Here is a 21087-nt window from a genome sequence, read left to right as displayed (position 1 = left end):
CCTGACACTTAAAGAGACCCTATAATGAATCCTAGCTCTTCTATCTGCATTGAACATTTACCTAATGAAATACTAGTTCCTATTTTAAAGTCCTGCGCTAGCCCTTCCCTATCTAGCGTGTGTGTAAGATGGTACCATCTTTTAGCTAATGAAGTCATGCCTTCTCTTTATAAGCAAATAGGTAAGGTGCATGTTCCTCAAGGAGATGTTAACGAGCAGGCTCTTACTTTAGATAGGATCTATAATCTAGAAGAAGAGCTTTCTAGAACAGCAAAGGTAAATGCAATCTTTAGGCAAATCTTTACTTTAGCCCGCTCGCTTTCACCTTCAGAATTAGAATTTAAATGGATAACCGAGGAAAAAAGATATTTTACTCTGACTAATTATTCCACTTATCTGGTGAATATTAATCGCCTGTTAATGTGGAAAGAAATCCGTGGAGGAAAGGAATTCTTAGATCAAGGAGAAATCAAGTACTTGCCTTTAGCAAAAAAAGGAGAACTTTTTAAAAGTTGGATTGAAAGTTATGGCAAAGATATGACGAGCTTAGACTTAAGAGGAATCGGCTTGACCTTTTTACCTCCGGAGATAGGGCAGCTATCACAACTGCAAGCTCTTCACTTAAACAACAACCAGCTTACATCCCTTCCTGCAGAAATAGGACAGCTATTGCAACTGCAAACACTTGACTTAACCGATAATCACCTTAGCACTCTTCCTTCAGAGATAGGGCAGCTATCCCAACTGAAAAGAGTTGACTTAAGCAACAACCAGCTTACTACCCTTCCGGCAGAGATATGGCAACTACCTCAACTGCAAAACCTTAGCTTAAATTACAACCAGCTTACCTCCCTTCCAGTAGAGATAGGGCAACTCTCTCAGCTGAAAGCACTTGACCTAGATCACAACCAGCTTACCTTCCTTCCCGCGGAGATAAGACTACTGTCTCAGCTGCAATTGCTTCGATTACCCAAGAACCAGCTCGCTACCCTTCCGGTAGGGATAGGGCAGCTATTGCAACTGCAGGAGCTCGACTTAAAAAGCAACCATCTCACCGCCCTTCCTGCAGAAATAGGGCAGCTATCTAATCTGAAAGCTCTTTGGCTACAAAACAACCATCTTACAGTCCTTCCGGCAGAGATAGGGTGCCTTTCTGGACTGCAAGAGCTTGATTTATGTGATAACCAGCTCACTTCCCTTCCTGTAGGAATAGGGCAGCTATTGCAACTGCAAGAGCTCGACTTAAAAAGCAACCAGTTTACTAACCTTCCTGCAGAGATATGGCAGCTTTCTCAGCTGAAAAAGCTTTACTTAAAGAATAACCAGCTTACTACCCTTCCGACAGAGATAGGGCAGCTCTCTCAGTTGAAAAAGCTTTACTTAAAGAATAACCAGCTTACTACCCTTCCGGCAGAGATAGGGCGATTATCAAAACTGCAAGATCTTGACTTAAATAACAACCAAATCACCTCCCTCCCTATAGAAATGAAGGGGCTAACTGCTTTAAAAAAGCTTCAGGTGAATGAGAATCCGCTGCAAAGTATTCCAGATGAAATAAAGCGACGCTTTAGGCTATAACTAAAAAAGCTTGTATCTTTACCGCCTAACATACTAAAGAAATAAATTGATATGCTGAGTTGATATTGAGGATATAGAAAATTTTCTAATAGCATCCGAAGCAGAGAGGGCTCATTCTGCTAAAAGTTTTGATTTCCCATAAAAAGAAAAAGTTTGACTTAATGCACAACTAGGGAACTCAGCTTGGCAAGCTAAAAGTTTAGAAAGAAGGAGCTTTATCTGTAAGTAACGAATAAGCTTTTAAAGCATAGGCGGAACCTTCAGGCCCAAAAGGATAAATATAGGAAATCGTCAACAAATTAACATCCTTAGGAAAATTATGAGCATATACTCGACGTGCATAGTCAATGCTCAACAAGCCAGAGTAAGCAAATTCATAACAATAGCGTAACCCTAAATCAATAGAACGATGATCGATACGGCCATAACCGCCAAAGCTCCCGACTGTTAATTTTTGCTTGCCTAAACCCCATAAGCTGTTAATATATACACATACTCGATGAAGATAGGATCGATTCCATTCATAGGCGGCATTTGCTACCACCCAAGGCGTCCAACCATCGGCAGTTCCTATTCCTACTACTCCCCACCATCTGGAATACCAAGCAAAACCTTCAATATTTTGCTTACCGATGGCAGCATGTAAAAACGCCTCATTTCTCCCATGGTAAAAAAGACTCATATCCTTTACCGCTTTTTTCCAAGCTTTCCTAACACTAAATCCCATAGATAGGCTAACAGGATCACCAAGGTTATCATCCAGAAAAAGATAACGGGCGGTTAATGCGATATGAGTGCAGTTAAAGGGATGTTTTTTTGTATCAGCAAACGCAGTTTCTAGCTGAAGGCAATAAGGATCATAAGCCACTAGCAGGCTACCGTTAATCAATTGATCCTTGGATGAATAATGTCCACTTGCAGCATCTACAGAAACGTAGGATTGAAAATGATAGGCAAGCTCTCCATGGACTTGTAAAGGGTTGGGATACCAGGGCTTAAACTCAACCCCTGGGAGCAGACTAGGCAAGACAAGCAATAAATAAGCGAGGCAATTTTTCATTAAACGCCCAAACCCCTGGCAGAAAGCTCGCGCTCAGCTTCGATAGCTGCCATGCAGCCGGTCCCGGCAGCAGTAATGGCTTGCCTGTAAACATGATCTTGCGCATCGCCTGCCGCAAAGACAAGCTCATGACTTGTTTGAGTAGTTCCAGGTTTAACTGCAATATATCCATTGTCATGTAATTTAATTTGCCCTTGCAAAAATTTTGTATTAGGCGTGTGACCTACAGCAAAAAAAACTCCCCCTGCTTCCTGGGTCGTAAGCTCAAGGGTTTTTAGATTTTTGAGCGTGACGCTTTGCACTACATTTTCTCCCGTAACCTCTACAATTTCACTATCCCATAGGATTTCAATTTTTGGATGATTTAAAGCTCGTTCTTGCATAATTTTGGAAGCTCTAAGCTTATCACGTCGGTGAACGAGGTAAACTTTACTGGCAAATTTTGTTAAGAAAGTAGCTTCTTCGACAGCGGAGTCCCCCCCTCCAATCACGTAAAGTTTTTTATCTCGAAAGATAGGCATCGCACCATCACAGACCGCGCAAGCTGTCACCCCTTTTTGCCAAAACTCTCCGTCTCTTGTCCCTGGGATGTCTAAACGATTAGCCGTTGCTCCTGTAGCTAGGATAACCGCATCTGCATAGTAAGCATGCTCCTTTCCATTAATAATTAAAGGTGCCTTACTAAAATCAACAGATTCCACGTCGTCCCTTAAAATATGTGTACCAAAACGCAAGGCTTGCTTACGAAAGGCTTCCATCAACGCAGGTCCAGTTATCCCCTCAGGAAAGCCAGGAAAATTTTCTACCTCCGTCGTGGTCATCAGCTGACCCCCGGAAGGTCCTGAAAAAAAGCCTTCATAAAGTATAGGTTCTAAGTTAGCACGTGCTGCATAAATAGCTGCTGTATAGCCTGCCGGTCCGGATCCAATGATCACTAATTTTGCTTTTTTCATAGGGATAATCCTGGAAATAATAGGTAAATAGACGAAAATCATACTGTATAGAAAATAAAGGATAAAGGAAAAATCTACCTTTTAGGTCTTATTTCTAGCCCATTAGTTTTTATTTAAAAATCAAGCAGGAGAGCTAGAGAAGAAAAAGCCTTAGAGGCAAAAGGAAAGTAGTAAGGCTCGATTGCCAAATAATCAGCAATTAATTTAGGATATAAACATTATAAAATTAAATTATTCATTTCTTATAAAGCATTCTTAAAGAAGGAGCAACTATGGGTTTTATTAGCCAAATTCAAGAATCTAATCAACCTGAAAGAGAACAAGTCTTGCAGATGCAAAACTCAAAAACTTCTTTAATTTATTTAAGTCCAGAGAGCAAAAGCACCGCACTGAAAGTAGCCAAATTTGTTGGCGCTACAGGTATATTAACTCTTGTTGCTTATTTAGCTCTTTGTCCTTCCTTGGATTCTGAAGGTAAATCCCTTGATTTTCCCTCTACTCTTTCTTTTTTAAATGATATAAAAGGATTTTTAGAATAAGATCTTTTTTCTTAATTATATAAGAATAACTAGCAGTTGGGAAACCCACCGATAAAAGAAAATTTTTTCCATATGTTTAGACAATCCTTTTTTTATCCGTATGTTTACTCGAGGGTGTTAGTCTCTTTTAGCCATCAATCCTACTTGTTGACACACAGAATAAACAATCGATGTAGCGACGCTCACTAGTGAAGCTTTTTTAACCAGTTCGTAGGTGGGATCCTGATCTTCTACCCATTCACAAGAAGCTGCGAGTGCATATAGGCTACCGACCAAACTAATACATGATAAAGAAATCTTTAACGTTTTATCCGCAGTATCTTTCCATGTGGAAATTGAAGGATTACGACGTAATAGAGGTTTTTCAATTTTTGCTTCACTGTAAATAGAAAGCAGATGTGTTCCAGCGTCCATAGTGCTTTGAGCACCATTCTTTATAAGTGGATGTGAGATTAACAGAGTACTTGCTTTCAAGATTCTAAGAGAAAGCACTGCTGCTTTCAGGTAGGCTTTAGAGAGCTGGTCGTCGATATCATCTTTCAATTCTTGGCTAACTACATTGGCGGGTGCCAAACTAATCAGTTGCCTGTTTTCAAAATAATTGTTTTTTTTAATTTCCATTAAAAGCTTGATAAGTTGGTAGGCGTTCCATGCTGAGCTCCCTCCTGTAACTACCCCTATATCTTTTGCTTGCTTACCATAACTACTTATCTCTTTACTTAAAATCGTTACCAGTGCTTTTAAATTTAGAGGAATGGGTGGGTTAGTTTTAACAGCCTGTTCGAATAATTTAAGCGCAGATTCAATTTCGGTTCCGCCGCGCGGTGGAGAAATAGATTCTAGGCTGGCTAGCTCATTAATTTTCTCTGTGAGCTTAATTTTACTACCTTCATTGATAGAAGACATTTTACTCTCCTTTTGAGGTCATTAATAAGCTTAGATCTCAAGGCTCTCATATCTTGTGAGAACTTGTTCCATTGTAAGACGATCTTGAGTGTTAGTAAGGGTCATACTCTTCAAAAGATCTCCAAGAGCAGTGAGCTTTTTCTCATCCGCCAGCTCTTTTTCTTTCATTTTTACAATCAGAGCATCGATATAGCCATGGACCTCATTTTGTGCTGCAGCAGATACGCTTTCTGAAGGTTTCCTAAGCAGGCGTCCTAAAAGCTTTATTTTAGCTTTTAAACCTACAGCTTTGACTTGAGGACAGGCAGCGTTTTCGACAAGAAATCTTTCAACACCGCGCAAATTTAAAGATGAATGACCAGAAGATTTTCTTGTGGTGGGTGGATGGATCATTAAATCATTTTGCAAAAGCCCTTCTTCAAGCATGCGTATTAAAACTAAGGCAGAGCTATAAACCTCAGCTTTCTTGCTTATTTTTCCTTCTACCGCGGCAAAACGCTGATTGCCCGTATGTATTTTTTCTTCGTTATCTTTTATCTTTTGGGTTTTACCAAAATCAGACAGTTTGACTTCTTTAACCATCCCCTCTTCTTTGGGCTGAGTATAGACTAGGATATTTTCTGGCTTTAAGTCGCCATGCACATAACCCGCCGCATGTAGATCTTTCACTCCTTTCAAAAATCCTCTAGCTAGCAAAGCTCTATTTTTAAAGTCATCTTGAAACTGATCCGAGGTAGGGGCTTCTATTATCTGATCTAAAGAATCTCTAACTGTACGGATTTCCTTTTCTAAATCACGGGTAGCTTTAAAGGTTTTTACTGTATAAGCCCCATTGATACGCTTAGAATCTGCTACTTCTTCCATTTCAACAGCAAGATTAGCTCCTAGATTATCCCATTGCTCAAGTGATAATTTATCTAGCAAGATAGTTGCTTGCTCCATAGACATTTTTATTTCTTCGATAAAATATTTCTTTATCTCTAATTGATTAGATAAAACCTCGCTAAATGCAGCCAGATTATTGTATTTTTTTAGTACACCTTCCACAATTTTAGCTGCGTCCTGCGAAGCAAAACTTTGAGCTACTAATGGTCGTAGAGTAGCCCTAAAAAGGCTATTTTTTATGTCTTTGGCAGTTTTAACTTCTTCAGCTATCTCAGCTTTCTTGAAATAACTTTTGAGCGTAAAACCATTTTCACTTCCTACAGGAGTAAAGAAAGCATGGGGGGATGGATCTAAAGAATTTGTAATCCATACACGTTTGGCTTTACCAAGCCCTACCTCTTTATATTCATTAATTTCTCCATCGAAATATTTTATGGCCCAAGCGGAGATTTTTAAAGGTTGCATTAGAACGATAATATCGTTACGTTTTCGAAAAATCTTTAAATAAATACCTCCTAGCTTTTTGTTCCCTGCCCCACTCTTATCGCTAATTTCTTGCGACTCTAATTGCTTGCATTGAGCATACAAAAGCTTTAACTCATCGTTCTTTTTAGAAACCCTTCCTACTAATTTAAGATTTTGCCCACCAAGATTTAAGCTTAAAAGCTGTTCTTTAAGGTTATCTAATTGCTCAAGCTCTTCCCTAATAGCTATTAAAGGATTTTTAGCAGAAGTCATAGGCTTTAATTTTTGCGCGGACAAAGGCGAAGATGGCGGGTAAAAAACCTCTGGGGTGTTTCTCTGTTTTATCTTTATAGAATGAGTAACCTTATTTTTAACTCTTTCTAAATGAGCTTTAATAGAGTGGATAAATTTTTCACTTGGAACTTGGGAAGGAATAGATATCTTTTCTATACGCGCCGCTCTTACCTCTGAAGTGGGATGTTTAACAGCTTTGAGCCATTGGGACCGCTCAAGTGTGTTATCTTTTATGTGGTTGCCAATTTGCCGGGAGACCTTCTCCAATTTTTGCTCAGCAAAGGATACTCTTCGAACTTCTGCAACATAACTAGATGAGGGGCTAATCATACTCATAGTTTTTTTCCTGTTCTCTCGAGTAAAAGCAAAGCTCTTTCCTCTATAATTAAATTATATCCACTAATTGTTAATAAATTATTAATTAACATACATCTACAAGAAACAAAATAATAAAAAAAACTTAAATTATTTAAGAAAAAGCAATTCCAAATGTTTTCTAGGTAGAAAAAGAAAAATTTTAAATAAATTAATAAATATCAAATTGACATAAAATCAACATTGCTATTTAATCAGAGAGTCTAACCGACCTGTAATCTCAAAAAACTATTAAAAGTCCAGCGATCGCTGCCCTAGATAGTGACAATCAAATTTACATTTATTTAAGAATTTACCACTAAAATGGAACAATAATGACTTTCTTATCTACTGTTCGTGAAACTCTATTCTCCCGAGAAAAGGTTGAAGAAAAAGAGAAAGGCTTTGGTACTTTTATCGGAGTATTCGTTCCTAGTATACTCATGCTTTTTGGTGTGATCATTTTCTTAAGACTAGGCTGGATTGTAGGCCAAGTAGGGTTATCTACCACTCTAATGATTGTCACTTCAGCAGCTTTTATCGCTTTTGTGACTACCCTTTCTATGACCGCCATAGCCACTAATATTGAAATAGGAAAAGGTGGTGTTTATTATATACTCTCTCGTTCTCTAGGAATAGAGATAGGAGCTGCCATCGGACTTCCTCTCTATGTAAAACAGTCGCTATCGATTGCTTTTTGTGTGATTGGATTTGCAGAGTCGTTACACGATTTAATCCCTCAATGGCCGATAGTCTCTATTAGCATAGGGACGCTCATCGTCCTTACGGCTTTAGCCTATTTTTCTTTAAGTGGAGCACTTAAGATACAAGTCTTCATTTTTGTAAGCTTGATAGCCTCTTTAATCTCTCTCTTCATGGGAGGCGGAGAGTTTATTTCTCCAAGTCCTGAAACTTTTACTCCGGAGCCTGCCACATCCCTAGGTTTTTGGACTATTTTTGCTATCTTTTTTCCAGCCATGACAGGCGTAGAAGCCACAGTTTCTTTGTCGGGAGATCTACGTAAGCCAGAACGTTCTCTGCCCTTAGGTACTTTAAGTGCTTTGCTTGTAGCTTACGCTATCTATATGCTTATTCCTGTCTTTTTAGTTAAAAATGTTTCCCTCGAACTATTGTCTGCTGATCCCTTGATCATGCAGAATATAGCAAGAATTCCTTCTCTAATTATTTTAGGCATATGGGGAGCGACTATATCAAGTGCTCTAGGAGGCCTTTTAGGGGCTCCAAGAATGCTACAAGCACTAGCAGAAGATGGAGTAGTTCCTCGAATATTTGCACGCACTTTTGGAAAAGATAAGCAACCTCGCATAGCCACCTTAACAACTTTTTGTATTTCCTTTTGTGGCGTCTATTTTGGAAGTGTTAACGTACTCGCTCCACTTCTTGCCATGATCTGCCTGATCTGCTATGGCGTTTTAAACTTTTCCGCAGGCTTTGAAACTTTAATGGCCAATCCAAGCTGGCGCCCCCGCTTTCGCATCCACTGGAGTATATCCATGTTGGGAGCCCTCCTTTGTGTCTTAACAATGTTAATGATTGATGCCGGAGCTGCTATTATGGCAGTAGCGCTCATCATCTTATTCTATTTAATCGCCAAGCGCCGCGCTTTGAGTGGTGCCTGGGATGATATGCGCTATGGCATCCTTGTGTTCTTTTCACGCTTTGCCATTTATCAATTGGCCTACAGCAAAAGCGTAGCTAAATCTTGGCGGCCTCATTTTCTTGTTTTTTCTAAGAACACAGAAGGCTATTCTAACAACTTGCTTGAGTTCACTCAAGCCATTAGCCAGAGTAAAGGCTTTTTGACCATGGCCTCTTTTGTTCCTCAAGAACTTGATAATGAAAAAGAAAAACAAGAATTAAAAAGAACGATTGCAAAAGATCTCCAAAAACAAAACATTCAAGCCCTTGTTCATATCATGCATACGCATAAAATTACGGCAGGTATGACGCAAATGATCAAAAGCTATGGCCTTGGCCCCCTTCAACCTAATACGCTTGTCTTTGGGGGAGTTGCCGACAACGAGTCGCAAGAATTTGCGCAAGTCATGAAGGAAGCTTACCTCAAGCATTTCAATGTGGTGATCTTAAATGAAAATAGATCGAAAGATTTACTTCCTTTACAAGATCGAAAATTAACAGGAGATATTCACATCTGGTGGGATGAAAAAAATATAGAAAATTCTGAGCTCATGTTGATTCTCTCCTATATGTTACAAACAAGCCCTCTATGGAAAAAGACAAGAATTTGCTTAAAAGGAATTGTAGATAACGAAACTCTTCGTAAACAAGAAATGGAAAAGTTTAAGCAAATTGGCGTAAGCAAAAGACTTCCTTTAGATGTGGAAATTTTAGTCTCCGATGAAAGTAGAGCTTGCTTTTATCCCTTAGTAGAAGAATTTTCCAAAAATGCCGGTATCGTTTTTATAAGCATGCGCGCACCAAAAATTAATGAGTCGATGGAAGACTACACTACTTATTTAAATGAAATAACTTTGTTTTCTACCAATCTTCCTCCCACCGCCTTAGTGCTAAGCTCAAAAAGCACACCCCTTGATAATATTTTAAAATAAAGAAGAAAAACTAGAGAATAAGCCTTTAAAAATTTAGCATTTTTTCAAGCATTTTAAGAAGTGCTTCTTAAAGGCTAGATCTCTTATTGACTAATGCTATTTCTTTTTTTATAATGCCCTCCTTTCAAATAGGCAAAAAGAAAAATTATCTTTAAAAATCTCCTTTTTTCTTCCCTTATCTTAAAAAGGCTCTCTTTAAGATAAAGGCTTAATGCTTTCTTTTTGCCTATATTAAAAACTGAATCGATTATTATAAAACCTACAGTAGAACGCATGCATTATTTTCTAGTTATATCCTTTTTCGCCTACTTTTTTATGCTACTTTGCATGGGACTATACTTTCATAAAAAGCAAACATCCGCAGCAGATTTTATTATAGGCAATCGCTCACTTAACTTTTGGCTAACAGCCCTTTCTGCCCATGCCAGCGATATGAGCGCCTGGCTTTTTATGGCATTTCCGGCTGCCGTCTTTAGTAGCGGCTTACCTAAGATCTGGATTGCATGGGGATTAATTGGTGGAATGTTTGTTAATTGGCAATTTATTGCTACACGTTTAAGAAAAGCTACCGAGAAATATAATGCTCATACTCTCTCTACCTTTTTCGAACGCCGCTTTAATGATACGTCAGGCACAATAAGATTCTTAACAGCTGCCATCGCTCTTTTTTTCCTAGCTTCCTATATAGCAGCTGGATTAATAGCCATGGGACTGTTATTTGAATCAGTCTTTGGCATTAACTACTATGTAGGCTTATCTGTTGCCATGCTTGTCGTCGTCATTTATACCTTGATAGGTGGATTTGTTACCGTAGCATGGACAGATCTATTTCAGTCTCTTTTTCTTATGGCCATGATTATCTTTGTTCCTGCTTATGCTTTCATGCATCTACCAAATGGATGGCAATCTATTACAGAAGCGGCTAAAAGCCAAAATGCCTCCCTCTTTTTCTTTAAAGATCTCTCCTCCTCTTCCATCCTCGAGGCTATATTTATGGCCACCTGGGGATTAGGTTATTTCGGGCAACCTCACATTGTGACCAAGTTTATGGGAATTAAAAATGTGGAAGAGATGCATAAATCCAAATATGTAGGGATGTCTTGGTTAATTCTTACCTTGCTAGGAGCAACAGCCGTAGGACTTATAGGTCTACCTTTTTTTGATGGTCAGCTTCGTGATCCTCAGCTAGTCTTTATTGATATGGTCCCCTTTCTCTTTCATCCTCTTATCACCGGCTTCATCTTATGTGCTATCCTCGCCGCCAATATGTCCACCATGGATTCCCAACTTCTAGTTTGTGCTTCCATCATCAGCGAGGATTTTTACAAAGGTATTTTTAAGAAAGAAGCTTCTCCCCAGAAGCTACTTTTAATTTCACGCCTAGGTTTAGTCTTTACCGCTCTGTCCTCATTAATTTTAGCGTATAACAAAAGTACAACCGTTTTAGAAGCCGTAAGGTACGCTTGGGCCGGCTTAGGATGCTCATTTGGTCCTTTAATGCTCATGTCTCTTTATTCTCAATCAGTAAATAAATATGGGGCTATAGCAGGCATACTTACTGGAGGAATGATTGCAGGCACCTGGGAAGCTTATAGCAAGCAGCTATTAGGACATAACGTTCCAGCAGAAATTCCTGCCTTTGCGGTCAGCTTAATCAGCATTTATCTGGTATCCAAATGGACAGGAAAAATTACCATTGAGTGTAACAGCAAGGAGTCGTAAGCAGAAAGGTTTGGCAAAAATCTCTTAACGATTCCATCAGCCAGGCAAGCGTGAGTTAGCTGTCAATAGGTGCCTTTTCGGACGAGTAGCTGCTTTGGCATTCGGGCAATCCTTGCTGTGCTGACTGCTACACGAGTCGTGCTTCCCTTCAATTAAGCGGCTAAAGTGGAAGCCTTCGCCGCTCTCCTATTCATTTTCTTTTATATTTACCAGTGCAAATGTTAAACCAAGCTTTAGTTTTTAAAATAAATGTTTTTCTTATGATGGATTCACTAGCTTTTCATCTCTTAAAACATGCACATGCTTTCCTGCTTTAGATTTCCGTATTTTCATTAGAGGTATTTAAATTGCAATCCTCTATTGCCTCAGTAGAAGAACTTTCACTTGAAAGCTTAAGGTTAATGGCTCGAACTTTATCAGTACATTCAGCTGCCTTCTTGGGGTTGCCTTGTTCTTGGTAAATTAATCCCAAGATATAGTAGCAAGCTGCCACGGTGAGATGATTTTTACCATAAAGCTTACGTGCAATTGTCAGTGCTTCCTTCCAATGCTCAACTGCCTTCGCTAAATCGCCTTGCTTGTGGTAGATCATTCCAAGCCAAACGTAATCTTGGAGCACGAGAGGATGATTTTTAACGTAAAGCTTAAGTCTAATGACAAGCACTTTCTTGCTATACTCAGCCGCTTTTTCTAACTTTCCTTGATCATGGTAAATTTGTTCTAGCTTGTTATAATCATTTGCCATCGCAGGGTGATATTCGTCCAAAAGCTTAAGGTTAATAGCCAGCGCTTTCTCGGCATACTCAGCAGCTGTTTTTAAATCACCTTGTTCTAAATAGATTTGGCTTCGGTCATTATAAAGCCCTGCGACATCTGAATGACTTTCATCAAAAAGCTTAAAATCAATGGCAAGAAACTTATTGACAAATTCAAAAGCCTTGCCTGTTTTGCCATGCGCTTGATAGATTCGTCTTAGATTATTATAATTCATTGCAATTGCAAAATGATCTTTCTCAGAAAGCTTAAGGTTAATAGCAAGAGCTTTGTTGACATACTCGGCTGCCTGTTCCCAATTGCCTTGTTTATAGTGGATTGTCCCCAGCTTATTGTAAATCTTTGCCACATGAGGATGATCCTCACTTAAACGCTTAAGTTCAAGGGGGAGCGCCTTTTGTATGTAATCAGCCGCATGTTCCCAATTGCCTTGTTTAAAGTGGATTGTTTCCAGGTTATTGTAAGCTTCTACTACATGAGAATGATCTTCACCCAAAAGCTTTAAGTTAATATCAAGATTTTTCTTAAAGCATTCAGCCGCCCCTTCTAAATTGCCATACTTTTGATAGATGATTCCTAAGCTACTGTAGCATACTGCTACTTTTAAATGATTTTCCCCAAAATGCTTACGACCAATATCAATCGCTTTCATACTATACTCAACAGCTTTATCTGAGTCTCCTTTAGCTTCGTAGATGCTCCCCAACGTTTGGTAAAATCTTACCATATATGAATTATTTTTACCGAGAATCTCTTCTGCAATTTTGAGTGCTTTATCAACACACTCTATCGCCATTTCTAAATCATTAACTTTTTCGTAGATAGTACCCAGATTGTAATACGTTATTATCATCATTGGATGGCTTTTTCCTGTAATTCCACGACAGATTTCAAGCGCTTTATTGGCATATTCTATGGCCTCCTCTAAATTACCCTTTTCAAAGTAAATGTTTCCCAGGCTATTGTAATCCCTGCCCACATATAGATGGTTTTTTCCAAAAAATTGAATATTGATATCAAGGGCTTTTTTCGTATGCTGAATGGCTTTTTCTAAATCTTCTTTTCGTAGGTATATATATCCTAAATCATTATAAAATCTTGCCACCTTTGGATGATTTTCACCATAAATTCCTTGGGCCATTTCGAGGGCTTTCTTGGCATACTTAAGAGCTTTCTTTAAGTCTGTTTTTTTGTAAATTTTCGCCAGATCGTTATAACATTCTGCAATCTGGGGATGATTTTCGCCAAAATATTTACGATTAATTTTAAGCGCTTTCTTGATATACTTAACGGCTTTATTTAAATCTTTATTTTTTCTAGAAATCTCTCCTAGATAGCTATAAGATTGTGCAACTGCTGGATGATCTTCACCAAAAAATTTAAGATTAATGGCAAGAGCTTCCTCGGCATATTCAGCAGCCTTTTTAAGTTTTCTTTGGCTTAAATAGATCTGGCCCAAGTTGGCATAAATTGCTGCTAAATTAAGATGATTTTCATCAAAAATTTCGAGGATAATGGCAAGCGCTTTCTTGCAATGCCAAGCTGCTTTCTTCAACTCGCCTTGCTTTTCATAGATTTGCACTAAATTTTTATAATTCTCAAAAACAGTGTGATTGTTCTCACCAAAACGCTCTATGTTAATAGCAAGCGCTTTCTTAAAGTATTTAGCCGCCTTGCCTAAATTTTCTTGTTCATGGTAGATTTGTCCCAGCTTGCTGTACCATACCGCTCCAGAAAGAAAATTTTCGCCTAGTGACTTGGGCTTAATAGCAAGAGCTTTTTTAGCATATTTAGCCGCCATATCTGTATTACGCTGTTCTTTATAAAATTGTCTCAGATTACTGTAGCATATTCCTACAACGTCAGGATATTCGCCTAAAAGCTTTACCTCAATGGTGAGAGCTTTCTCGGCATACTCGGCCGACTTTTCGAATTTTTTTTGGTTTAAATATATTTGGCTTAATCGGGTATGATATATTGCTACAGTCGTAGGATCTACACCCGAAATTTTACGTCTTATGGCAAGAGCTTTCTCAACATACTCAGCTTCCAGATTTAAATTGCCCTGTTGTTGGTAGATTATTCCCAAGCTGTCGTAATCTCTTGCTAAATTGCGATAAATTTCATCCAAAAACTTAAGGTGCATGGCAAGAGTTTTCTCACTACCCTCGGCCGCCTGCACTAGTTCGCCATAATTTCGGTAGATCATTCGTTGGATGTGGCAGCCTGTTGTAACAGAACGATGATTTTCATCCAAAATGCTAGGGTTAATGGCAAGAGCTTTCTCGGCATACTTGGTTGCCTTATTGGGCTTACCTAGTTTCCGGTAGAGGGTTCCTAATTCATGGTAATCTTTTGCCACCTCAGGATGCTTTCCATTAAAACACTTAAGTTTAATTGTAAGTGATTCCTTAATATTCTTAGCTGCCTTCTTTAACTTGTTATGCTCTTGGCAAATCGACTCATGGCTTTCGCGATAAGATGTGACCCTAATAGAATTATTTCCATTAAGTTTACGCTCAGCGGTAAGCGCTTTTTTGGCATGCTTAGCTGCCTTTTGCAATTTTCTTTGTTCTAAATAGGCTTGGCTCAGGTTTTCGTAAAGGCTCGCAATATTTGGATGATTTTCCTCTAAAAATTCAAGGTTAATATCAAGCACTTTCTTGATATACTCAACTGCCCTTTCTAAATCACCTTGATTTAAATAGATTTGGCTTAGCTTATTGTAAAGTATTGCAACATCAAAATAATTTTCATCTAAAAAGTTAAGGTTAATAGCAAGCGCTTTCTTAACATAATCAGTCGCCCTTTCTAAATTCTCTTGTTTTAAATAGTCTTGGCTCAGCTTGACGTACTCCTTCGCTTCGCTGAGATGATTTTCACCTGCAAGCTCTAAGGCAATAGCATATGCTTTCTTGGTATACTCAGCCGCACTTTCTAGATCACCTTGATCTACATAGGTTCGGCTCAGCTTTTTATAAACATTTGCTATATTGCGCTGAGTCTCACCTAAAAGTTTAAGATTAATGGTGAGAGATTTCTTGTCATACCCAGCCGCCTTTTCAAAATCGCCTTGATTTAAATAGATTTGGCTGAGTTGAGTATAATATGCTGCCCTCTTAAAATGATCCCCACCAAAAAGCTTAGGGTCAATGTCGAGAGCTTTGTTGATACACTCATCTGCCTCCTTTAAATTTCCGTGGTTTAGATGAATGAAGTACCGGTTTACGTATTTTTTTATTACCTCGGCATGATTAAAAAGCTCAGTACCAATGGCTCGAGCTTTATTACTACACTCAGCTGCCTCCTCTGGATTTCCAAGACTATACCTGTTGATCAGAGACAAATTTTCATAGCCTTGTTTTACCAAGATGTGATTTTCTCCAAAAAGCTTATGATAAATTTCAATTGCTCGATTCATGTACTGAACTGCCTCTTCTTTATTATTTAGTCGGCTATAAAGAATCCCAAGGCTACTGTAACAAGCTGCCGTACTTGAATGATTCTCTCCAAAAAGCTTATGTCTAATTTTGAGAGCTCGACTTATATATTCTAATGACTTTTCTTTATCCCATTCCCATAAATTTTGATAAAGGCGCCCTAAGATGTTAAGATGTCTTGCTACTGCTGGATGATATTCTCCAAATTGCTTAGAATCAATCTCGAGTGCTTTCTCAATCCATTTAATTGCTTCTTCTACTTCTTCGCAAGCTATGTAAATCAAGCCTAGGACGCGGTAAACGCCTGCCATCCTTGGGTGATTCTCCCCAAACAACTTAACATCTATTGCAAAAGCTTTATTAATATACTGAACCGCCATTCCTAAATTTCCGTAATCGAAGTAAATGGTTGCTAAGCAAAGATAATTTATTGATACATTTGCATGATGCTTGCCAAAGTGCTGAATATTGATTTTAAGCGCCTTCCTAGTATATTCAATTGCCTGTCCTAAATTTCCTGCATTTTGGAAGACACATCCTAGATTGTTGTAAAATGCGGCCGCACTTACATGATTCTTACCATAACGATCAGTAATAATCTTGTGAGCCTGATCAAAATAAGGAAGTGCTATTTCTAAATTATCTTGTTCTATATATATCAATCCTAAATGGCTATAGCTGGCCGCCACATATATCAATCCTAGATGGCTATAGCTGGCCGCCACTTCTAAATCTTTGTGAGAAAGCACCTCGTAAATTTTGATAGCTTTTTCAGCACAATCAATTGCCTTCTTTAACTTGCCTCGCTCTCGGTAAATTAAACAGAGGTTATTGAAACTTCTTGCCATGTGGAGGGATGTTTCAACAAACTGTCTATGATCGATTTTAAGTGCTTTAGCAATATAATTCTTTGCTTGCTTTAAATACTCTTGATCACGGTAGGCCATCCCTAAAGCATTTAATAGATAAGAATTTTCTGGATCGTTTTCTGTTGCTAATAAGTACCCTCTTATTGCCTCTTCATGTTGAAAAAGCCTTAAAGATATATCTCCTTGAATCTGTGGCGAATCATCATCCAAAGTGGAAGAAGCAAATATACTCTCATGTCCTAAATCACCTTGTTCTATATATATCAATCCTAAATGGCTATAGCTGGCCGCCACTTTTAAATCTTTGTGAGAAAGCACCTCGTAAATTTTGATAGCTTTTTCAGCACAATCAATTGCCTTCTTCGACTTCCCTCGGTCTTGGTAAATCAAACCCAAATTATTGAAACTTCTTGCCATGTTGAGGGATGTTTCAACAAACTGTCTATGATCGATTTTAAGTGCTTTAGCAATATAATTTTTCGCTTGCTTTAAATTCTTTTGATCACGGCAGGCCATCCCTAAAGTATTTAATAGATTAGAATTTTCTGGATCGTTTTCTGTTGCTAATAAGTACCATCTTATTGCCTCTTCATGTTGAAAAAGCCTTAAAGATATATCTCCTTGAATCTGTGGCGAATCATCATCCAAAGTGGAAGAAGTAAGTATACTTTCATCTCCAGATAAAAAAGCGTGGATAGCCTGGTAAAATGGAATAAAAAAGCTATAAATTTTTTTTACTTTTTCTAATGCTCCCTCATTTAAAGCAAACTGCTTTCGGATAAGTTCAGGTTCATCAAACCCAAAAGGTTCAAGCAGAGGATTCATCATCTCTTTTTGCGCTTGATAATGAGAGTAAGTTTTAAGGCGCATGAATAACGCTATACTTATCCACTCGTTTAGCTTTGTAGACGCACCTTCTGTTAAAACTCCTTGCTCCTTTAGTTGACCGATCCTACTGAAAGAATTGGAACCTTCTATTTTTTTGAGAAGAGCTAGTCGATCCACGGCTAGATGGGGAAACCGGTACAAATCATTTTTCACTTTAAAAAGCATACCGTGCCTTTCTAAATGGCCCATTCCTGGGTCAAAAGATATCATATCCTCTTTGACTAAATGAACTTTAGCCAAGTATTGACGGAGATTAAGGCTTTTTTTGTAAGGCGTATTAAGTTTTTCTTGAACGTTTTCACTGTAGTGTTTAGTTAACTCATGATTACCTAGGAGGTGAGTGAAAGTCAAAAGTTCCATAGGAAGATGAGGCTCTTTCTGATGCCACCATTTACCATTTTCATCTTGAGCGACATATTGAGCCATCTTTTCAGGAGTTTGGATAAGCTCAAAAGTCTGGCGATTACCAAAAGGGGTTTTACACCCTTTTCCTTTCGCTCCTTCGCCATCGAAGGCAAAGCCACGTGGCGTTTTGTCATCAAAAAAATCTATGGCTTTTAAGCAGGGAATATTTAAAGCAGGCAGAATGGTTTCTCCTAAATTGATGACCTTTAAGTGAATTAAAGTAGTCAAACGCTTAAAATACTCTCTGTTGTCTGGAGTATCTTCTTGCATAAGAATGCCAAATTCTAAATCTGAATATGGCGTCATTTCTTCTCTAGCTAACGAGCCAAATCCTATCATTGCATACTCACAAGGAGGTGACCCTAATGTTTCAATGGCCTGCTTTGCCAAACGCTCAAAGAAAATTTTTATCTGTTGTGCAATCTCACCATACAACTCTCTTACTTCTTCAGGAGAAGGATCTAAGCCGAGAGCCTGAATTTTATCTTCTATTTTCTCTCTAAACTTTTTCAATGCTTGGCGATTGGTAATAAATTGCTTCTTCATAACCGCCAAACTTAAGGGGCTGCCATTGCATGCTCTAACAAGCAAATTTTGAACTTTGAAAAGCTTATCGTTAAGAATTTTTTGCTGCTTTTGAGTAGACATATGTAAAGCATAATTGTAGAGCCCCGCAGCTTGCAAAAGCGTTTCTGGCGTTCCTTTTCTTAAATAAATATCACCTAATTTTTCTATGCAAAAGCTTTCTTGGATAAGGTCTTTCTTTTGGACAGCATATTTTAAAGCTTGGGTATAGGCCTCTTCAGCATCCTCTAGCCTAGCATTTATTAATACATTGCTACTCTGGTTAATTGGAGAGATCGCCTCTCCTAACCAATCTGCAAGTTTGTCCAGATAAAGTGGCATTTTCTGAGGTTGATACTTTGTTAAAAGTTTAGTGTTACTTGGCATGCGTTGTCTGAACTTTTGAGCGCAGCTTCTTACGTCAAGAATTTGCCTTAATTCATCCTGCTGCAAACCGCTAAAAGAAAGAAAAATTTTTTGGAAAATTTTTAAGGGCAGAGTAGCTAAAGGTCTGGAGGGATCAAATATTTCTTTTTTAGCCGTCCCATCACCTTGGTATACTTTTATTGCCAATTGTTCAGTTTCTCCTATTATAATTGCTATTTTAGCTGTTTTATGTGGGTGAAAAGAATCGTCTTCTCCTGACAGAAAGGATGGTGGCGTTTTTGACTTTAGCTTGTTTGATAAAGATCTCTTATTTTCCCCTATTTTATCCATTGTTCTAGCTTTTTTATTGGGATAAGAAGAATTATCTTTTCCTAAAGCAGCACTTGGAGAAGTTTTTAACTTTGAAGAAATGATTTTATCTAGCTTTAAAAGCTTTTGAGCATAAACAAAATGACCACCCAGATCAACAATAAAGATATATTCTTGAGGCCTTTCTTCTTGAGGAATAGTTTCCCATTCTTGGGATCTATTATCCTCAACTAAACCTGCTTGTGAAAAAATTAACGTATCATGAATACCGCAAATCAGCCCTTCTTCATTAACCGTTACTAGCCTTATAGGAATAGATAAAGCCGAAGCTAACAGATCTCCTTCACCCAAGCCGCTTACCCAACTTCCTTTTTCTATTATTTCTAGTGCTCTTTGGCTGTCTGTATGTTTAATAATGCCTGCGAGTACTTGCCTTAAATACGAGATTTTGTTTTCTTGATCGTCTAGCAAAGGGATCTTCCTAGAAAGACAGGCATAGCTTCTTAAAAATGAGCTAAAAAAGCAGTCGCCGTCACTTGGAACACCTCTTAATTCAAATCCTTCCTTGCTTAAATAATTAGATGCCTTATTTACTTTTGCTATCATTGATTCGTTAATGATAGTGGAAGAATGGAACCATAAGGATTTAGCTATTTGATGTTGATCCCATTGACTAGGAGAAAAATTTAAAGAACTAACTGGATGATTGGCTTGCTGGTTTTCTTTTGATAAGAGTGTCAAAGATTTAAAGAGCCTATTTACTTCGTGTTCTTCTCCTTGACTATGAGAAGAATTTAAAGAACTACCTTGATGATTAGCTTGCGGATTTTCTTCTAATGAAATATTTCTTGGTTTTTTTGAACGAAGTTTTTTCCATTCATCACTTTTTTCGATTAACGATTTCCACTCTTTACAAACTGATTGTGCTCTGCATAAATCTTGCTGCCCTAATTTTTTGAAGATTTCTAAACTAATCTCTGAATAGGGACCTAGTTTCAAATAAGGCTGTTTTCTTTTTTCTATTTCCTTAAATTTAGTAAATCCATAAGAGCTAATAGGTGAACTCTCTAAACTCATTTGCTTATCCTTATTTTAGCTTTGGGTGCACTTCAGTGGGTTTGTAACGCTGTGGGCGATTTTTTTTATCTTTTTAGAGTCGTCCTCTTAAAAGAAAGATAAAAAACAATGTTTTACTTTTCATACTAAAAACCTTGCTTAAAAGCTACTTCTTTATTTTTTTAGCTCTCAAAGCAAGCAGTGACACTTGCCTCTTTTTCTATCTATTTTGTCAATTTTTCAATCTAAGGCTCAGGCTTTTAAGCTTGAAAGAGGCAAACCATTCTTCAAGCCTCAAAAAAGTGGCCATATCTTTCGTAACGAAGCTTTATAAAAAGTGATATAATGGATACAGCATTTTTGGAAGATAATCAGAGAACAAGTTTTCATTCAATTAATAAAAAATAAGATTATACGCTTTTGAGCTACTTCTTATGCAATCCCGTACTTTATAAAACCCCTCTCGTTAAGTAGAGAGAAGACTTTCAGGGTGTGGGGTATGCAGGCTTAGTTTTTTTGAAGCGTATTATATATTTTTGAAAAGGTTAAGATTGCTCGAGATAAAGAAAAACATCGAACGATTTCTATATAGAGCCTATTTAAATTCTCGATAGGCCCTTTTAAACTAAAGGGCATGAAGAAACTAAGCATATAAAAAATTTAAATTTTATATAGGTGAGTTACCTGAGCCTGTAGCGGATACAAAATAATATTGAGAATACGCTTTTAAGCAGTTTTCTAAGTTATCATATGCTTAAAAAAATATCACTTGGAATAAAAGAGGTAGGTAAGGAAGGCTTAATTTGCCTTCTTAAAATACAGACGGAACTTTTTATAGCGTAACAGTATCTGTCAAAGGCTCCAAATTAAGTTATGCAAGATTTCCTCCTCGTACCGCTAAAATCGTTAGCCATTGCCAACCATTAAAATAATTTTTTATAGCATACTGTTCAACGAAAAATGATGCAAAGCAATAGAATGACTTGCAGTTTCTTTTTGTAACACATCTTAACGTGTAAAATTGAATGAAAATTGGATAAGGAAACGA

General features: G+C 37.9%; 9 protein-coding genes. 4 read left to right on the top strand and 5 right to left on the bottom strand.

Translation table 11 applies throughout. The features are described 5' to 3' along the window. The first annotated feature begins 24 nt into the window (after positions 1–24). Positions 25–1578, top strand: a complete 1554-nt coding sequence (locus DB42_RS05570; protein ID WP_052436009.1) for a leucine-rich repeat domain-containing protein — start codon at positions 25–27, stop codon at positions 1576–1578. Between the two features lie 199 nt (positions 1579–1777). Here DB42_RS05570 and DB42_RS05565 read toward each other — a convergent pair whose 3' ends face one another. Then, complete coding sequence (locus DB42_RS05565; RefSeq protein WP_044882095.1) at positions 1778–2638, bottom strand: hypothetical protein; 861 nt, start codon at positions 2636–2638, stop codon at positions 1778–1780. Further along, entirely contained in the window at positions 2638–3591 is a 954-nt protein-coding gene (trxB, locus tag DB42_RS05560; RefSeq protein ID WP_044882094.1) for a thioredoxin-disulfide reductase, read from the bottom strand. The genes DB42_RS05565 and trxB overlap by 1 nt, the downstream gene beginning before the upstream one ends. 272 nt (positions 3592–3863) lie before the next feature. Between trxB and DB42_RS05555 the strand changes: the two genes are divergently transcribed. Continuing rightward, positions 3864–4130, top strand: a complete 267-nt coding sequence (locus DB42_RS05555) for a hypothetical protein (protein WP_044882093.1) — start codon at positions 3864–3866, stop codon at positions 4128–4130. A gap of 117 nt (positions 4131–4247) precedes the next feature. Here DB42_RS05555 and DB42_RS05550 read toward each other — a convergent pair whose 3' ends face one another. Next, positions 4248–5036, bottom strand: a complete 789-nt coding sequence (locus tag DB42_RS05550; protein WP_044882092.1) for a hypothetical protein — start codon at positions 5034–5036, stop codon at positions 4248–4250. Positions 5037–5066: 30 nt separating this feature from the next. Then, positions 5067–7010, bottom strand: coding sequence for a protein kinase (locus tag DB42_RS05545; RefSeq protein ID WP_162180759.1), 1944 nt, complete (start codon positions 7008–7010; stop codon positions 5067–5069). Between the two features lie 359 nt (positions 7011–7369). Between DB42_RS05545 and DB42_RS05540 the strand changes: the two genes are divergently transcribed. Both DB42_RS05540 and DB42_RS05530 read left to right on the top strand, forming a co-directional pair. Beyond that, positions 7370–9625 carry an amino acid permease gene (locus tag DB42_RS05540; RefSeq protein ID WP_044882090.1) on the top strand — a complete coding sequence of 752 codons (2256 nt, stop codon included), beginning with the start codon at positions 7370–7372 and terminating at the stop codon, positions 9623–9625. A 327-nt stretch (positions 9626–9952) separates the two neighbouring features. After that, positions 9953–11347 (top strand): sodium/proline symporter, encoded by a 1395-nt coding sequence (locus DB42_RS05530; protein WP_238579001.1) that lies wholly within the window; start codon positions 9953–9955, stop codon positions 11345–11347. 313 nt (positions 11348–11660) lie between these two features. On the opposite strand, the gene DB42_RS05525 is transcribed toward DB42_RS05530, so the two are convergent. Then, complete coding sequence (locus tag DB42_RS05525) at positions 11661–20060, bottom strand: tetratricopeptide repeat protein (RefSeq protein ID WP_044882087.1); 8400 nt, start codon at positions 20058–20060, stop codon at positions 11661–11663. Positions 20061–21087 lie beyond the last annotated feature (1027 nt).

The organism is Neochlamydia sp. EPS4 (assembly GCF_000813665.1).
Lineage (GTDB): Bacteria > Chlamydiota > Chlamydiia > Chlamydiales > Parachlamydiaceae > Neochlamydia.
This window is presented reverse-complemented; position numbering and strand designations above follow the sequence as displayed.